This is a genomic window from Arthrobacter sp. P4_F10 (genome assembly GCF_056401435.1).
This window is the reverse complement of sequence record NZ_JBFUJJ010000024.1, coordinates 20,391-35,507: the sequence shown is the minus strand read 5'-3', so window position 1 is coordinate 35,507 and position 15,117 is coordinate 20,391. Positions and strand designations below refer to the sequence as shown.

Annotated in this window: 15 protein-coding genes; 11 read left to right on the top strand and 4 right to left on the bottom strand. The window is 64.5% G+C overall.

Translation table 11 applies throughout. The annotated features are described in order from the left end of the window. Window positions 1-33 precede the first annotated feature (33 nt). On the top strand, window positions 34-816 hold the full coding sequence (locus AC1DR1_RS18200) for a hypothetical protein (protein ID WP_476993038.1): 783 nt from the start codon (window positions 34-36) through the stop codon (window positions 814-816). Window positions 817-855: 39 nt separating this feature from the next. Then, the gene (locus AC1DR1_RS18195) at window positions 856-1,737 is read left to right on the top strand and encodes a hypothetical protein (RefSeq protein ID WP_476993037.1); all 882 of its coding nucleotides are present in this window, start codon (window positions 856-858) and stop codon (window positions 1,735-1,737) included. A gap of 61 nt (window positions 1,738-1,798) precedes the next feature. Here AC1DR1_RS18195 and AC1DR1_RS18190 read toward each other — a convergent pair whose 3' ends face one another. Continuing rightward, the gene (locus tag AC1DR1_RS18190) at window positions 1,799-2,062 is read right to left on the bottom strand and encodes a YegP family protein (RefSeq protein WP_476993036.1); all 264 of its coding nucleotides are present in this window, start codon (window positions 2,060-2,062) and stop codon (window positions 1,799-1,801) included. 226 nt (window positions 2,063-2,288) lie between these two features. Here AC1DR1_RS18190 and AC1DR1_RS18185 point away from each other — a divergent pair, with 226 nt between their 5' ends. The 4 genes from AC1DR1_RS18185 (at window position 2,289) to AC1DR1_RS18170 (ending at window position 5,227) form a co-directional block, all read left to right on the top strand. Then, window positions 2,289-2,606: an acylphosphatase gene (locus AC1DR1_RS18185; RefSeq protein ID WP_229993880.1), complete on the top strand. Its 318-nt coding sequence runs from the start codon at window positions 2,289-2,291 to the stop codon at window positions 2,604-2,606. A 125-nt stretch (window positions 2,607-2,731) separates the two neighbouring features. Then, entirely contained in the window at window positions 2,732-3,067 is a 336-nt protein-coding gene (locus tag AC1DR1_RS18180) for a cupin domain-containing protein (RefSeq protein ID WP_476993035.1), read from the top strand. Window positions 3,068-3,238: 171 nt separating this feature from the next. After that, complete coding sequence (locus AC1DR1_RS18175) at window positions 3,239-4,597, top strand: diacylglycerol/lipid kinase family protein (RefSeq protein WP_476993034.1); 1,359 nt, start codon at window positions 3,239-3,241, stop codon at window positions 4,595-4,597. A gap of 24 nt (window positions 4,598-4,621) precedes the next feature. After that, window positions 4,622-5,227, top strand: coding sequence for a class I SAM-dependent methyltransferase (locus AC1DR1_RS18170; RefSeq protein WP_476993033.1), 606 nt, complete (start codon window positions 4,622-4,624; stop codon window positions 5,225-5,227). Window positions 5,228-5,345: 118 nt separating this feature from the next. Here the strand turns inward: AC1DR1_RS18170 and AC1DR1_RS18165 are convergent, their stop codons facing one another. Beyond that, window positions 5,346-6,974 (bottom strand): PucR family transcriptional regulator, encoded by a 1,629-nt coding sequence (locus tag AC1DR1_RS18165; protein WP_229993884.1) that lies wholly within the window; start codon window positions 6,972-6,974, stop codon window positions 5,346-5,348. A gap of 131 nt (window positions 6,975-7,105) precedes the next feature. Between AC1DR1_RS18165 and AC1DR1_RS18160 the strand changes: the two genes are divergently transcribed. From AC1DR1_RS18160 to AC1DR1_RS18140, 5 genes are all read left to right on the top strand, one after another. Then, window positions 7,106-8,377, top strand: coding sequence for an alpha-hydroxy acid oxidase (locus AC1DR1_RS18160; protein WP_364747715.1), 1,272 nt, complete (start codon window positions 7,106-7,108; stop codon window positions 8,375-8,377). 81 nt (window positions 8,378-8,458) lie between these two features. Next, entirely contained in the window at window positions 8,459-9,361 is a 903-nt protein-coding gene (locus tag AC1DR1_RS18155) for an ABC transporter substrate-binding protein (RefSeq protein ID WP_229993886.1), read from the top strand. Window positions 9,362-9,367: 6 nt separating this feature from the next. Then, window positions 9,368-10,387 (top strand): amino acid ABC transporter permease, encoded by a 1,020-nt coding sequence (locus AC1DR1_RS18150; RefSeq protein WP_364747719.1) that lies wholly within the window; start codon window positions 9,368-9,370, stop codon window positions 10,385-10,387. Beyond that, on the top strand, window positions 10,384-11,151 hold the full coding sequence (locus tag AC1DR1_RS18145; protein ID WP_364747721.1) for an amino acid ABC transporter ATP-binding protein: 768 nt from the start codon (window positions 10,384-10,386) through the stop codon (window positions 11,149-11,151). Before AC1DR1_RS18150 ends, AC1DR1_RS18145 begins: the two co-directional genes overlap by 4 nt. 322 nt (window positions 11,152-11,473) lie before the next feature. Next, window positions 11,474-12,604, top strand: a complete 1,131-nt coding sequence (locus AC1DR1_RS18140) for a right-handed parallel beta-helix repeat-containing protein (protein WP_476993032.1) — start codon at window positions 11,474-11,476, stop codon at window positions 12,602-12,604. Here AC1DR1_RS18140 and AC1DR1_RS18135 read toward each other — a convergent pair. Further along, window positions 12,526-13,995 (bottom strand): glycosyltransferase family 2 protein, encoded by a 1,470-nt coding sequence (locus tag AC1DR1_RS18135; protein ID WP_476993031.1) that lies wholly within the window; start codon window positions 13,993-13,995, stop codon window positions 12,526-12,528. The two genes, AC1DR1_RS18140 and AC1DR1_RS18135, sit on opposite strands and share 79 nt — an antisense overlap. Then, window positions 13,995-15,110, bottom strand: a complete 1,116-nt coding sequence (locus AC1DR1_RS18130) for an NAD-dependent epimerase/dehydratase family protein (protein ID WP_476993030.1) — start codon at window positions 15,108-15,110, stop codon at window positions 13,995-13,997. Before AC1DR1_RS18130 ends, AC1DR1_RS18135 begins: the two co-directional genes overlap by 1 nt. Between the last annotated feature and the right edge of the window lie 7 nt (window positions 15,111-15,117).

Below are 15,117 nucleotides of genomic sequence, written 5' to 3'. Positions count from 1 at the left end.
TTGGCCCTTGCTTTGGCGTCCAGACGCTCCACAATGGTCGAACCACTTGAATCCCAGGGGGAGGGTGACATGCGTCGACTCTCGGCGTTCGGCACGGCAGCATCGGCCGGTTTCTTGGTTGCGGCACTGCTCGGCGCCTGCGGCGGCCCCGCGGGCCCGGGCCCGACGTCGCCGTCGATGCCCTCTGTGCCCCCGCTGACGTCCGCGCCCGGCGCAACTGATGTTCCGCCGACGGAGGCGCCGTCGACGCCGGCCACGCCCGCGCCGACGGCAGAGGACTGGAAAACCGTCAAGACATCCGACGGGCAGCTGGAGTTCGACCACCCGGCCGAGTGGACTGTCAAGGACCGCGGCGCCGAGGCCGCGCCCGGCGGGGTGTTCCTGGAGGTCCTCACCGCGGACGGCAAGTCGCTGGCCACGCTGCGGACCAACGTGGTCACGGGCTCGGAATGCACGCAGCGGATCCCCTACTCCGTGCTCGATCTGGTGCCCGTTCCGGCTTTGGTCCAGCAAGGGGTTGAGCCGCACTTCATCTTTGAGTTGCGCCTGTATCCGGCAGAGAAGGACCCCATGAAGGCCAATGTCATGGCCTACGGCATCAGCTCGGCACCGAAGCCGTCCGGGCCAGATGCCTGTCCGATCTTCCATTTCTTCACCTGGCCGCCCAGCGGAGCGTCGTTCGGAGGCGTCTACAACCCCTTCGACACCAGCCCGGGCAACGAGCCTTTTGTCGACACCCCGGAGGCGTACCTGGAGACCTCCGAATACAAGGACATCAGGAAGATGATCACCTCGCTGCGCCCGGCGGGGCAGTAGGGCCGGCCCGGACTGATGGTGAGGCAGCGGCGACGCACAGTGTTTCCGGCTCCGTTTCGCCCGGCGCTGGTCCTCGCAGCCCTGCTGCTGGCCGGCTGCGGCTCGCCGGTGGTGCCGCCCGCGACATCCGGCGCTGCGCCGGCGCCGGATGCAACGTCCGGCGGCCCGCCTGCGGGAGACGCTCAGTCGGGAAACACGGAGTCGGGAAACGCGGGGTCGGGAAATTCCCCGCAGGGAACGCAGGGAACCACGCCGCCAGAAACAACACCGGGAACGGCTCCGGGGACCACGACGCCGGCAACCTCACCGGCGGCGGTGGGTCCGCCGTCGTCGTCCGGGTGGAAGACGTTCACGACGTCGGATGGGACGCTGAGTTTCGACTACCCGGCCACATGGGTGATCCGGGACCCGGCAGGGGAGGCGCCGCTGGGCGGAGAGTTCGTAGACGTGGTGAACGCCGCCGGGAAGCAGATGGCCGCGCTGCGCACGAATGTGGTCACGGGCGCCGAATGCAGCGAGCAGCAGCCGTACCTGCTCATCGATTCGGAGCCGATGCAGGCCCTCGCCGAACCCGGCGCGGCGGACCAGAATGGGCCGCGTTACGTCTTCGAGGGCCGCGGTGATGCCGCGGCACCGGAAGCTTCGCCGCCCACCTACGCGTCGTACGGCATCACCATGATGCCGGAGGAGACCGGACCCCTGGCGTGTCCGATGTTCCAGCTTTTCCTCTGGCCGCCCAGCGGTGCGCTGTTCGGCCAGGCCTACGACCCGGCGAAGAACACGACCCCGGGGAACCCCGGGCTGCCGTATCTGGAGAAGGCGAAGCTCTACGCCACCACGGCGGAGTACCAGGACGTCCGGAAGATGATCACCTCGCTCCGTCCCGCCGCCGAGGGGACGGGCACGGAACCGGCGAATTAGGTGCGGCCGGACACTTCTTGGCGGCCGGCTGCGGTGCGAGCACGGCGCGCTGCCAGCGTCGCTAGACGGCGGGCAGGTGCCGGTGGCGGCGGGCTGTCGGTGCCGGCGACGTGTTCCTGGTGCCGCGCTGCCCGGCCCACGGGGTGCTGCGGACCTCCCGGATCAGCCCGGTGCCGGCGCACTCGCGCACGGCCATGATCGCGTTCGCCGCCTGGCGTTTGTCGTYGAATGCTGTGGAAACGGCCAACACGGTCCCGTCGGCGGCTATGAGACGGAACCGGACGTTGGATTCCCCGTCCGTGAAGATTTCGAATTGTCCAGCCATTGTCTTGTCCTTTCGGGCAGCGGTGGCTGCCGGGAGGGTAAGGCACTTCGGTGTGCTGTTGCCGGGTCTTCGACAAGCTGTTGCAGTGCTGGAACAGCCTTTCGCGAACGTCGGCCGCCCGGAAAGGGGCAAAGGTCCCTTGGTGTCTGGGCGAAGAGACTTAGCCTGCGGGACCAAACCCCGCATGACCCAAACCAGGGGCGGTGGCGGGCGCTACATTGGGAGCATGACTGACAAACACCCTGTGCAGTTTCCGGCCGATTCCGGCGAGCCCGTGCGGCTGAACGCGCGGGTGTCCGGTGTGGTGCAGGCCGTCGGGTTCCGGTACTGGACGGTCCGGAAGGCCGAGGAGCTTGGGCTCAGCGGCACGGTCCGGAACAACTACGACGGCTCCGTGGGCATTGTGGCCGAGGGGCCGCAGTCCGTGGTGCTGGAGCTGCGTCGCTGGCTGCGCTCGCCCGAGGCGCCCGGCCGGGTGGAGGACGTCGAAGAATCGCTCTCGGCGGCGACGGGAGAGTTCGGCGGATTCGACGTGGCGTACTAGGGCTCCAGATGTGCTGGGCTGCAGCTGCACTCCGCCGGCCCGAGCTCCCCTGACCCGGGAACGGTAATCCGAGCCCGGGGCGAAGGACCCTCGGCAGCGCGGCGTGAGGCGAGTACGGTGTGCCCATGCAGAAAATATCGATCGATGCCCTGGCCAGGCAGCAGGTCGCGGCTGCCCTCGCTGCAGGGAGCGGACGGGCCGCCGACACCGTGTTCGGCGGGCACGAGAAAGTTCTGCGCCAGACCGTCATGGCGTTCAGGGCCGGGACGCAGCTGAGCGAGCACCAGAACCCCGGGGAGGCGACGGTGTTTGTGCTCCGCGGCTGTGTGCGCCTGCGGGCCGGCAACGAATCCTGGCAGGGCAAAACCGGCGATCTGCTGATTGTGCCGGAGGGGCTGCACAGCCTGGAAGCCGAGGAAGACTCTGCGATCTTGATGACGGTGRCCAAGATCAGGACCTGAACCGCCCGCCCAATCCGGGTGGCCTGCAGCCATTCGAGACGAAGGAGAGGCCGAAAGTGAATTCCAGGGATGCCAGAGAGATCAGACATCTGCGCCCTTGCATGAAAGGGAGCGCACGGCAGGGGCCGGGACGATGACCGCCGTCGTGGTAACGCAGATCGGGGGCGCGACATGACCGTCATACCGTCCATCGAGGAGGTCCCGGAAACCCGGCGCTGGTGGGCGAGGGCGGCTTACGTCGCGGTCCTCCTCGCGGTGGCTGTCCCGTTGGTGGCTGCGGGTTTGGCAGGCACCATTGCGCTGGTCATGATCGATGCCGGCGCCGTGTTGGTGACTGTGGCTGCGATCTACTGGTTCCTCATCAGCCGCGGTTTCCTGCGCTGGTGTGCGTTGGCGCTCGCGGTACTGGCCCCGCTGGTGCTCGTGGTCCTACACATCCGGGCGGGCCTGCTGTGGGAGATGGTGCTCTCGGTTGGACTGGCGGCTGTTGCGGTGGTCTGTGCCCGCGCCGCCCTCCGGGAAAGGGGCGAAGGCAAGGCCATGGCTGAGTACCCCGCTCCCACCTGGCGGCATGCCTTCCTGGTGATGAATCCGCGTTCAGGCGGGGGCAAGGTCGTGAAGTTCGATCTCCAGCGCAAGGCCGAGGAACTCGGTGCGGAGGTGGCACTTCTTGAAGGTCCGGGACAGGTGGATGTCGATGCGCTGGCCCGGCAGGCGGTGGAGCGCGGGGCCGATCTGCTCGGCGTCGCCGGTGGGGACGGGACCCAGGCGCTGGTGGCCGGCATTGCGGCCGAGCACAACCTTCCGTTCCTGGTGATCAGCGCAGGCACCCGCAACCATTTCGCCCTGGACCTCGGGCTGGACCGGGAGGACCCGACGGGCTGCCTGGACGCCCTCCGGGACGGCGTGGAGCTTCACGTTGACCTCGGCAAGATCAACGGCCGCACCTTCGTCAACAACTCATCTTTCGGCGTGTACGCCGAGGTGGTGCAGAGCCCGGAGTACCGCGACGACAAGGCCGGTACCGTGCTGGAGATGCTTCCGGACCTGATCAGGGGCGCTAAGGGTGCGCGACTTCGAGCCCAGATGGACGGCGCAACCGTGGACGGCCCGCAGGCGGTGCTGGTGAGCAACGGTCCGTACGGCAGCAACGACCTCGCCGGCCTGGGCCGCCGAACCCGGCTGGACCGCGGCGTTCTCGGCGCGGTGGCGCTCTCCGCCGCCAGCACTCGCGAAGCGGTGGGCCTGCTGCGCCGTGCCACGAAGCGCGGCCTGATCCAAGTCGCGGCGGCGGAGGTGGTGGTCGACGCCGACGTGCCCGAGATCCCCGTCGGTGTGGACGGGGAGGCCCTGCTGATGAGCACGCCGGTGCGATGCAGCATCGAACCCCGCGCGCTGCGGGTACTGGTTCCGCGGAACCGTCCAGGCGTTCCGCCGGCCCAGCCCTCCCTGGACCTGGTCCGGCTCCGTGAGTTGGCATGGGGGCGGCACCCGACTGCGCCGTCCGCGCCGGCGTCCGCCGGCGAGTGACAGAGCCTCCCCAGGCGAGTGACCGTGTTGGACAGCCCCGCGGACAGCAAGGTGTGGACGGACTACAACGCCGCCCAGTCGACGCGTTCCGTGCGCCAGTTGTGCCTTGACGCGATGGCCTTCGCCGGTCCGGGCAACGGCCGCCGGGCCATTGATCTGGGCTGCGGCGCGGGCAAAGAAACCTTGGCGCTGCTCGACGGCGGCTGGCGGGTCCTCGCCGTCGATTCGCTGCCGGACACCCGGGACCGGCTGCTCGCGACCGTTCCCGCCGCGCTCGCCGAACAATTGGAGATTGAGCTCAGCCCGTTCGAGGACCTTCCGCGGCTCCCGGAGGCGGGGCTCGTCCTGGCCAGCTATTCGCTGCCGTTCGTCCACCCGGCGAACTTCGGCCATGTCTGGCGGATGCTGCTGGGGGCGCTTCTGCCAGACGGCGTCATTGCTGTGAACCTGTTTGGGGACCGGGACTCCTGGGCCGTCAATCCCGAGTGGAACTTCCACACCGAGGCCGACGCCCGGGGGCTCTTTGCCGGACTGAAGATCCTGAAGTTTGAGGTGTTCGACGACGACGGTCAATCGTTCCGCGGGCCCAAGCACTGGCATATATTCGATGTGATCGCCCGGAAGGCGTGAGCGGCCGGGCGTGAGCTGCCGGCGGGCGGACGTCACGGAAGGCAGACTTTGAGGCCCCGGCAAGATGGGGATCCGCGGTTTCCGGGGCAGATCTAGCCTGAACCGTGTGAGCCAGCCACTAGTTGTGTCTTGCCCATAACTGCAGCCACACGAGCAGGCGCGTTTCGGCGTCGTCGAGGTCTATGCCGAAGAGCGGCTCCACCCGGGACAAGCGGTAGCGGACCGTGTTGACGTGCACGTCCAGCGACTTGGCGGCGTCGATCGCGTTTCCGCCGCAGCTCAGGTAGGCGTAGATGGTTTCCTCGAACGATTTCTTATGCTGTTCGTCGTACGCCGCGATACTGAGGGCATGCGCCCCGGGCAGCTGGCCGGCGGCCGTCAGCGACGAGACGACCTGGCGCAGCTGCAGACGCGAGCCGAGGGAGTCGTCGTCGGCCACGATGTCATCGGAATCGGCGGCTATGCGCCCTTCCGCGACGTTGCGTACAAGCTCGGACAGGACCAGTTCCGCGTTGACCCTGGACTCCTCCAAACGGTCGATCGTCGCTGAGCCGCCCAGCGCCGCCAGGACCGGGCGCGAGAGAAGCCGGCGCGCATTCTGCACGATTTTCAGTATCGCGTTGCGTTGGAATTGTCGCGAAGATTCGGTGGTTTGCGGCAGGACGATGTAAACGATGTTGTCCGAGAGCCCGCAGATAGCCGAGGGCAGCCGGATGGCGCAGGCGGTCCGGATGGTATCGAAGAGCCGGAGGCGGGACTGCAGCGTTTCGGCCGCGATGGCATCGGACGGCCAGACGCCCAGGGCCGCAACACGGATCGACGGCGCCGAGATCCCGAGCCTGATGGCCGCCAGCTCGGCGCGTTTCGGATCGAACAGCAGCGGCTGGACCAGGTCTATCTGGCGCGTGAGGTTCGAGACGTAGGTGGTCCGTTTGTGCAGGATGTGGAGCGCGGCCACGTTGGCGGCCTCCCGCAGGATCCGGTCGGCGTCCTCGTTGTGGTGGTTCGCCAGTTCAAGGAGCCAGAGCGAGCCCAGAACGGAGCCGCCGGCCCGGATCGCGATGGCCGTGCGCCGGAGCAGGGGATCCTGCGTCACCACGTCCAGGGCGTCTGTGGCGGCATGGACCCGACGGTAGTCGTTATCCGTTTCCACGGAATGCGGTACCTGCAGACTCAGGATGGAACTCCTGCGCGTCTCGTCAATGGGCTGGTCGGGGAGGGTCGAATACGCCAGGATCGTCTGCTCGGGATCGGCGATCGCGATGGCACCGCCGGCTTGGGCCGCCACCGTGTTGGCGAGGTCGAACAGGTCCCCGGGGCGGATGTCCACCAGGGTCCGTCCAGATTGCCGGTGTGGGATGACGGCGGCATCCATGATCTCCGCGAGCTGGTTCCACGGCACCGAGTCGGAGGCCCGGAAAAGTGCCATCCCGTTGTCCCGGGCCGCTGCCCGCAACACTTCGTCCGAGGTGCCGTTGGATTTGTAAACGATCGCCACGTAGCCGGCGTCGCTTAGCTCCCGAACTTTCGCGCCGAGACGTTTCCCGGTAAGGGACAACCCGATGGCCAGGGCAACCGCACCCGGAAACTTGGTAGGCCGGGCCGTCGAGTCATAGAGAACAGAGCCGGCAACGATTTGCCGGTCATCGGACGGCATTTCCACGAGGCTGACAATTTCCGAACCCGCCGAGCGGGCGACGTCGGCCAGCGTAGGCAGCGCGTGCCTTTCCACCGCCGGCGTCGTCACGGGGACACCGCATCTGTTTGGCATTCGCTACTAATGACGGCCCCCTCAATTTGTCGATAACTCCATAGTGGTGCGGAGTTTCATTTCCTACGCTGAACCATAACGTAGGACAGCAAAACGGAAGGCCGTCATTGAAAATCAGCGAAGCCAAGCAGCTCATCCAGGTCAAAGCCCCGGTGATATCCCGCCGACGCCGGGTGCTGGCCAACGCTTTCAATGTCGAGGAATACCGGCAATCGGCGCGCAAGGTCCTGCCGGCAGGGATTTTCGACTACCTCGACGGCGGATCTGAAGACGAAGTGACGCTCCGCCGCAATCGAGCCGTCTTCGACGCGTGGGCCCTCATGCCCAGCTGGGGCCCGGTGTCCGGACCCGACACGACGACCACCCTGCTCGGAAAAGAAAGCGCGCTGCCGCTCACGTTGACCCCCACCGGGGCCACCCGGCTGTTCCACCCTGAGGGCGAGCTCGCCGTCGCGGCTGCCGCCGACCGGGCCCGCATCCCCTACGGGCTGGCCGGACTGAGCACCGTGGCCATGGAAACGATCGCAGAGCACCACCCGACCCTTGACCGCTGGTTCAACTTTGGGCTCACCTCCGACGCCCAGGCGCTGAAGGACAAACTTGCCCGTTGCGAGGCCGCCGGATTCACCACCCTGATTATCGGAGTCGATACACGAGCTCTGGGTTCGAGGGAGAGGGACCTCCACAACGGCTTCACCGCGCCCCCCGCTCTAACGCTTTCAACCATCGCGGACATCGCCCGCCGTCCCTCGTGGTGGATCAATTTCCTGAAGTCGGACGGAATCAGTTTTCCCAATCTGGATCCGCGCAGTGCCGCAGCCACCTCCGTGGTCACCCCGTCCATGTGGCAGCACATTCTTGGCCACTCGGATGCGACGAGCGGATGGAAGGAACTGGAAGCCTTGCGTCAGGCTTGGCACGGCAAGATCGTGCTCAAGGGCTGCGTCAACCCTGCCGACGTGGCAAAGGCCTCCCGTATTGGCTTGGACGCCGTCCAGCTGAGCAACCATGGCGGACGCCAACTCGACCACATGCTGAGCCCCATGGATGTCCTCCAGGAATCGCGGCAGCGGGTGGGCGACTCGATCGAGATCTACGTGGACTCCGGCATCCGCCGGGGCAGCGACATCCTCAAAGCGTTGGCGTTGGGTGCCGACGCCTGCTCGATCGGCAGGGCCTACCTGTACGGGTTGGTGGCGGCCGGATCGCCGGGCGTCGGGCGCATCATTGAGATCTTCGGGGACGAACTGCGGCGTACGATGACGTTGGTAGGCGTTTCCAGCATTTCCGAGTTGAAAGCACGAGGCGGGGAAATTCTGCGGGACATCCGTCGCTCTGGAGAAATCCTTGAAAATACAGCGTCGGGCAACACGATTTGATGAGTTCTGAACAAGCAGCCATGCAGTGCCCTCCCGCAGCGTTGCGGGAGCCTAGAGGATCCCTGAACAGCTAAGGAAACCATGCGCACCCGATACCTACTCCCCGTCCTCACCATAGCCACGGCGCTCTCGCTTTCCGGCTGCGTCAACAACAGCGAACCGGCCGCCACTGGCGGGGCGTCCGGAACCGCCGACGCCATCGACGTGAAAAAGAATGACTCGATTGCGGCGTCGCTTCCGGAGAAAATCAAGAGTGCCGGCGTGCTCAATGTCGGCATGGCTAACAACTACCCGCCCAACGAGTTCAAGGACGATAACGGTGCGCCGGCAGGCTGGTCAGTGGACCTTACCAACGCCTTGGGTCAGGTTATGGGCTTGAAGGTCAATTTCGATATCGGCACCTTCGACAACATTCTTCCGGCGGTGAAGGCCGGAAAGGATGACATGGGCATGTCCTCCTTCACGGACACCCTGGAACGCGAAAAGCAGGTGGATTTCGTGAACTACTACTCCGCCGGCATCCAGTGGGCTTCGCCGAAGGGCAAGACCGTGGACCCCAATAACGCGTGCGGGCTCAAAGTCGCTGTCCAGGCAACCACCTATGAGGACACTCACGAAGTGCCCGCAAAATCGAAGGCCTGCACCGACGCCGGCAAACCGGCCATCACCATCTTCAAGTACGACGCGCAGGACCAGGCGACCAACGCCCTTGTGGTCGGACAGGTCGACGCCATGAGCGCCGATTCGCCCGTGACTCTCTATGCCATCTCCAAGACTAACGACAAGCTGCAGACCGCCGGCGACGCCTTCGAAGTGGCGCCGTACGGGATCCCCGTGGCCAAGGGCAGTGAATTTACGCCGGTCCTCCAGAAGGCCCTCCAGGCGCTGATCGACGATGGTACCTACAACAAGATCCTGTCCAAGTGGGGCGTGGAAGCCGGCGGAGTCAAGACGGCGGACCTCAACGTGGCAGCCAAAGGGTGATAGCACATGAGCGAGCCGGAATCCGACCGGATGATTGAGGCGGAACCGGGCAGGACGCCGCGGGCCGGCAGGGGACGGGACGCGGACAACGCGCCGCCGGAAGCGATCGTGGCGATCCCGCTGCGGCACCCGTGGCGGATTCTGATTGCCGTGGTGCTGCTGCTTGGGCTGGCGGTCTTTGTGTTGGACGCCGCGCAACGTGCAGACTACGGTTGGCCCGACGTCGGCAAGTACATCTTCGACCGCCGGATCAGCCAGGCTGCGTGGGTGACGTTGTGGCTGACCATCTACTCGATGATCGGCGCTATCGTCATCGGCCTGCTGCTGGCCATCATGCGCCTCTCGCCGAACCCGGTGCTGAAGAGCATCGCCTGGCTGTACATCTGGATTTTCCGGGGAACTCCAGTTTATGTGCAGCTCGTGTTCTGGGGCATCGTGTCCCTGATCTATCCGGTGTTTACGCTGGGTATTCCATTCACGACGCCGTGGGTCACCGTCCCGAACGAGATCTTCACAAACCTGTTTATCACCGCCGTGATCGGGCTGGCCCTGAATGAAGCCGCCTACATGTCTGAAATCGTGCGTGCAGGCCTGCTGTCAGTGGACGAGGGCCAGGAGGAAGCGTCGACGGCGCTGGCCATGTCCTGGGGGCAGACCATGCGGTACGTCGTGGTGCCGCAGGCCATGAAGATCATCATTCCGCCTACCGGCAACGAAGTGATTTCGATGCTCAAGACCACCTCCCTGGTGGCCGCGATTCCGTTGAGCGTTGACCTTTACGGCGTGTCCCGCGGTATTTCCGCGGTGACGTTCACTCCTGTGCCGCTGCTGATTGTGGCTTCCCTTTGGTACCTGCTCTTCACCTCCGTCCTGATGGTGGGACAGCACTTCATTGAAAAGCGGTTCTCCCGGGGAACCGGGCGGGTCAAGACGGGCAAGGAACCGGCGGCACCGGAGGCACCACCCACTGCGGGGCCCGGCGCCCCGGGTGCACCGCTCGGCACAGACTTTGGAGGAAAAGGATGACGGACGTGCCAATGGTGCTTGCGGAGAAGGTTTCCAAGAATTTCGGCACCAACAGGGTCTTGCGCGGGATCAGCCTGGAGGTCGACCCCGGGGAGGTTCTTTGCATTGTGGGGCCCAGCGGTTCGGGTAAGTCGACGTTCCTGCGGTGTATCAACCACCTGGAACGCGTTGATGGCGGCCGGCTTTCGGTCGACGGACAGCTCGTCGGCTACCGTCAAAAAGGCGAAAAGCTCTACGAACTCAAGCTCAAGGAAGCGGCTTTCCAACGCCAGGAAATCGGGATGGTCTTCCAACGATTCAACCTGTTTCCGCACCTGACCGCGGTGGAGAACATCACCCTTGCTCCCATGCGGGTGAAAGGTCTTTCTAAGACCAAAGCCACTGCCCGGGCCAAGGAACTCCTAGAGCGTGTGGGGCTGGGAGATAAGGGTGATGCCTATCCGGCCCACCTTTCGGGCGGCCAGCAGCAGCGGGTGGCCATTGCCCGTGCCTTGGCCATGGACCCGAAGCTGATGCTCTTCGACGAGCCGACAAGTGCATTGGATCCGGAGCTGGTGGGGGAAGTGCTGGACGTCATGAAGGAACTGGCCAAGAGCGGCATGACCATGATCGTGGTGACGCACGAGATGGGGTTCGCCCGCGAAGTGGCGGACACCTTGGTGTTCATGGATGAAGGAGTGGTGGTGGAGGCCGGAGCTCCCCGCCAGATCCTGAGCGATCCGCAGCACGACCGGACCAAGGCATTCCTGTCCAAGGTGCTCTGACGCCGGCGACCGCCGGCGAGTGACAGCGTGAACCCGGCGTGAGCCGAAAGCTATACTTCGAAGAATCCAAAGTTGGCGCTGCCGTGGCCGGTGCATTCCTGGGAAATGGGGCGATCATGACGTGGTACCGATCATCCAAGGGCCCTGTCCTATCCGCCCGGCAGGCTGCATGGTGACGCGACGGACGTTCTTTTCCGTAGCGGGTGGGGCCGTCGCGGCTTCCGTCGGAGGCATCGTGGTGAAGAACCAGTTGGATGGGCTGTCGCGGCAATCGCGTCTGCACTCGTTGGCCGGACGAGTCGGTGCCGCGCACGGACCTGGGATGGCCACGGCGGAGAAATTCCTCGAGCTCGTCCGCTGCGGCACACGTACTCTCCATGTGTCGGGGCAGGGATCTGACGGCAACTCCGGAACGGAGCGGGCCCCGTTCCGGGAGATCAACACCGCCGTGCACCATGCCAGCCCTGGTGACCTGATCCTGGTTGGCTCCGGCGTATATGGTTACACGGAAGTATCTGGGTTCCATGGCTCGCCAGACGCCTGGCTAGGCATCATGGCCCGCGATGATCAGGCGCGCGCTGTCATCTCCGTCCCTCCGCCTACGGACAACTTCCTCAACATCACCGGCTCTTCCTACGTTGGGCTTTATGGCTTCGAGGTCGCTGGTGACCAAAACAACGCGAATACCAACTGTTCCGGGATCTCCGTTCACGGGGGAAGCCACCATGTTGTCCTGTGGAACAACCACGTTCACGACTTTCCCGGGGGCGGAATCAATTGCTTCGACGCCGGCGGCTCCCACGATCTGGTCGATATCAGCTACAACAAGATTCACGGAACGTCACGGCACAGTCCGGAGAACACGTCCGGGATCAGCATCTACGCCGCCCAGGACCTCACCCAAGGGGAGCTGCTGCCTGGCGGATACGGCTATCGCGTGGTCGGAAACTACATTTTTGACGTTGAATGCCTGGTCGAATTCCGGCGTGGTGGCTTTGACTATGTCACCGACGGCAACGGTATTTCCCTGGATCTGATCGAAAAAACCTATGGATACCGAAAACCGATTCTCGTCGAAAACAACATCATCACTGGCTGCGGCGGGAGGGCTGTGCACGCGTTCGGAACCGTCAACACGGAGGTCGTGAGGAACACGGCCGTCGGAAACATGCGCACCAGGAGCCCTGCCATTTCAGGAGGTGCCGAGATGAATGGAACGGTGGACGGCTCCGTCCGGTTCGTGGGCAACGTTATCTGCCCGTTGAACACTCCCTCCAGCACTGACGCGGTGTCCACCTATGAGGACAACGTGGTCCTGGGCGGCACCCAATCGGTGCCGCCCGGGAATACCGACTTGCGGAGCTGGGGGCTCAGCTACTTCGCCGGCCCCCTCACCCCGGCGGAGCTCATCGACGGTACCGACCCGACAGCGTTCAGGGCCGCGGACTCCTGAGGGCTGCTGCCGCCACCTCGGAGTAGTCCGCGGTTGGCGTCAGTCTTCTCGGTGCGCTCCCAAACCAATCCGGTGTCGCGGAGGAACATGGAGAACCCGATTGCGAGGGGAATGGACCACCACAGCCAGAACACCATCAGGAACAGGGGGTTCACCCGCAGCAGGTATCGCAGGCGGTCCCGCTTCTCCGGCAGGACGGGCCTAGTCATCTTCCAGGCGCGGAATTGTCCGTAGCTGATTACCAAGACCGCCAAAACAATGTTCGTCAGGGACAGAACCATCAGTGGCCCGTCGATGAAGGGATTTGCCGACGTGAACGCGCCGACGATTGCCCAAACTCCGATCACCAAGCCAATGGGGTTCAGCGCCAGCGAAAGGCAGGGGACGAAGTTCAGCCGGGCCCGGATCCGCTTGCTGAGGGGCATGCCCATCTGGACCAGCGGTCCTCCGAGGGACTGGAAGAACCCGGCCATCCACCGTTTCCTCTGAGTGATGCCTTGCCGGAACGTGGCCGGGACTTCTTCGACCAGCGGGGATTCGACAACGCCCAGGCGGTAGCCGTTCGTCCACATCCGCATCCCAATCTCGGGGTCCTCGATGGTCAGCCACGGATGGAAGCCACCCACTTCCAGCAGATCTGCAACCCGGAAGAACAGCCCCTTGCCGAGCACGTAGTAGGGATGGTGTCCATCGGCTGTCATGTGCTTGTACAGCGTTGAATCCCAGGCGATGTGGTCCATGGCGAAGAACGCTGAAGCCCAGGAACTCGTCAGGTTGCCGGTGATGTTCGTAAACTGGATGACGTCGTAGGCTTTGATTCCCTGCGCCGCGGTCTCGAAGTAGTCAGCGGGAACGATGCTGTCGGCGTCGATATAGGACAGCAGTGCGTCCGGGTGGTTTCCGGCAACGTTGTACATGGCCCAAATCAGCTGCCTGGTTTTCTTGGGCGGTAGGGCGGTGTCCCCGGTCCGCTTGCCGGCATGCCACCAGTAGGCCTTCGGGTTGTTGTCCCAGGAGGAGAAGACCGCCCGCCAACTGTGGTCGCTGGTCGGCGGGACAGCCTGGATCTCCAGGAAAGGGAATTCCTTTTGGAGCCGCCGCAGCGACGCAATGGTGGCGGCGTCGTCGTGATTGGGAATGGCAACCACTCTCAACAGATTCCGCGGATACGGCGCGCGGGACATCCCGGAGAAGGTGGTCCGCATCGTCTCTTCGAGCTCGTTCAGCACGGGGTAGAACATGATGATGGGCGGTTTTGATCCCGTCCCGCCAGCCTTGCGGCGCGGCGGAATCAGGTTGACCTTCTGGGCAAGGAACCAGAGCGTGACCAGCAGGCTGAACAGGAAGAGAACCTGCACGACGGCGAAAATCGTGAGCATCACCCCGTGCATCAGACGCTCAATCCGCGACGTCGCAGTTCAGCGACTGCTTCATCCTGCTTGTCGACCGCCGTCTGGTCCCGCACCCAGTCGACGAGTTCCTTCACGCCCTGGGTGCGGAAACGGTACAGGGGCTCAAAATCCAGCAGTTCCCTGGCCGCCGACGGATCGGCCCAGCAGTGCCGGATGTCGCCGGAACGGAACTGTCCGGTCAGCTCGGGTTTTATGTCGACTCCCAGAGCCTCGGCCAGAAGCTCAGCCACTTCCAGGATGCTGATCGGATCACCGATACCGATATTGATGGCCTTGCCGCTGGCACGTGGGGCGGTCAACGCCGCGACGGTTGCCCGGGCGACGTCGGCCACATGGATGAAATCCCTCAGCTGCAGGCCGTCTTCATTTACCAGCGGCCGTTGCCCGTTGAGGAGGCGGCCACTGAAGATGGCGGCTACGCCGGTGTAGGGGTTCGAGAGTGCCTGCCTGGGGCCGTAGGCGTTGAAATACCGTACGGCCGTGACATCGATGCCGTACGCCGGGCCGACCGCCAGGCACAGCAACTCCTGGTCCATTTTGGAAATTGCGTAGACCGACGTTGGAAACAGGGGCTTGGTTTCGGCGGTCGGGACGGGCGTCAGTTCACGGTTGCAGCCGGTGCACCTGAGCTCCCAGTCGTGGGCGCGCAACTGCTCTTCGGTCCGCAACCGCGGGGCCTGCAGACCATGTTCGCTGCACATGTACGATCCCTCGCCGTAGATAGACATCGAGGAAGCGACAACAATTTTCGAAACCTGATGGGGTTCGTTGGCCAGGACGTCCAGCAGGACAGCTGTACCGCCGGTATTTGCCTGCACGTAGCGCGAAATTTCGTACATGGACTGCCCGACGCCGACTTCCGCCGCCAGGTGCACGATCTGATCCACGCCTTGAAGCGCCTCGATGAGGCGCGGGCGGTCAGACATATCCGCCTGAATGAACCGGACGTTCGCCGGAACGAACTGCGGCCCCTTGTCTCCGTGCACTTGCTTGACGAGTTTGTCGAACACGACCACTTCGTGTCCCTGCGAGACGAGCAGTTCCACAACGTGCGAGCCGATGAAACCGGCTCCGCCTGTTACGAGTATTCGCATGATGATT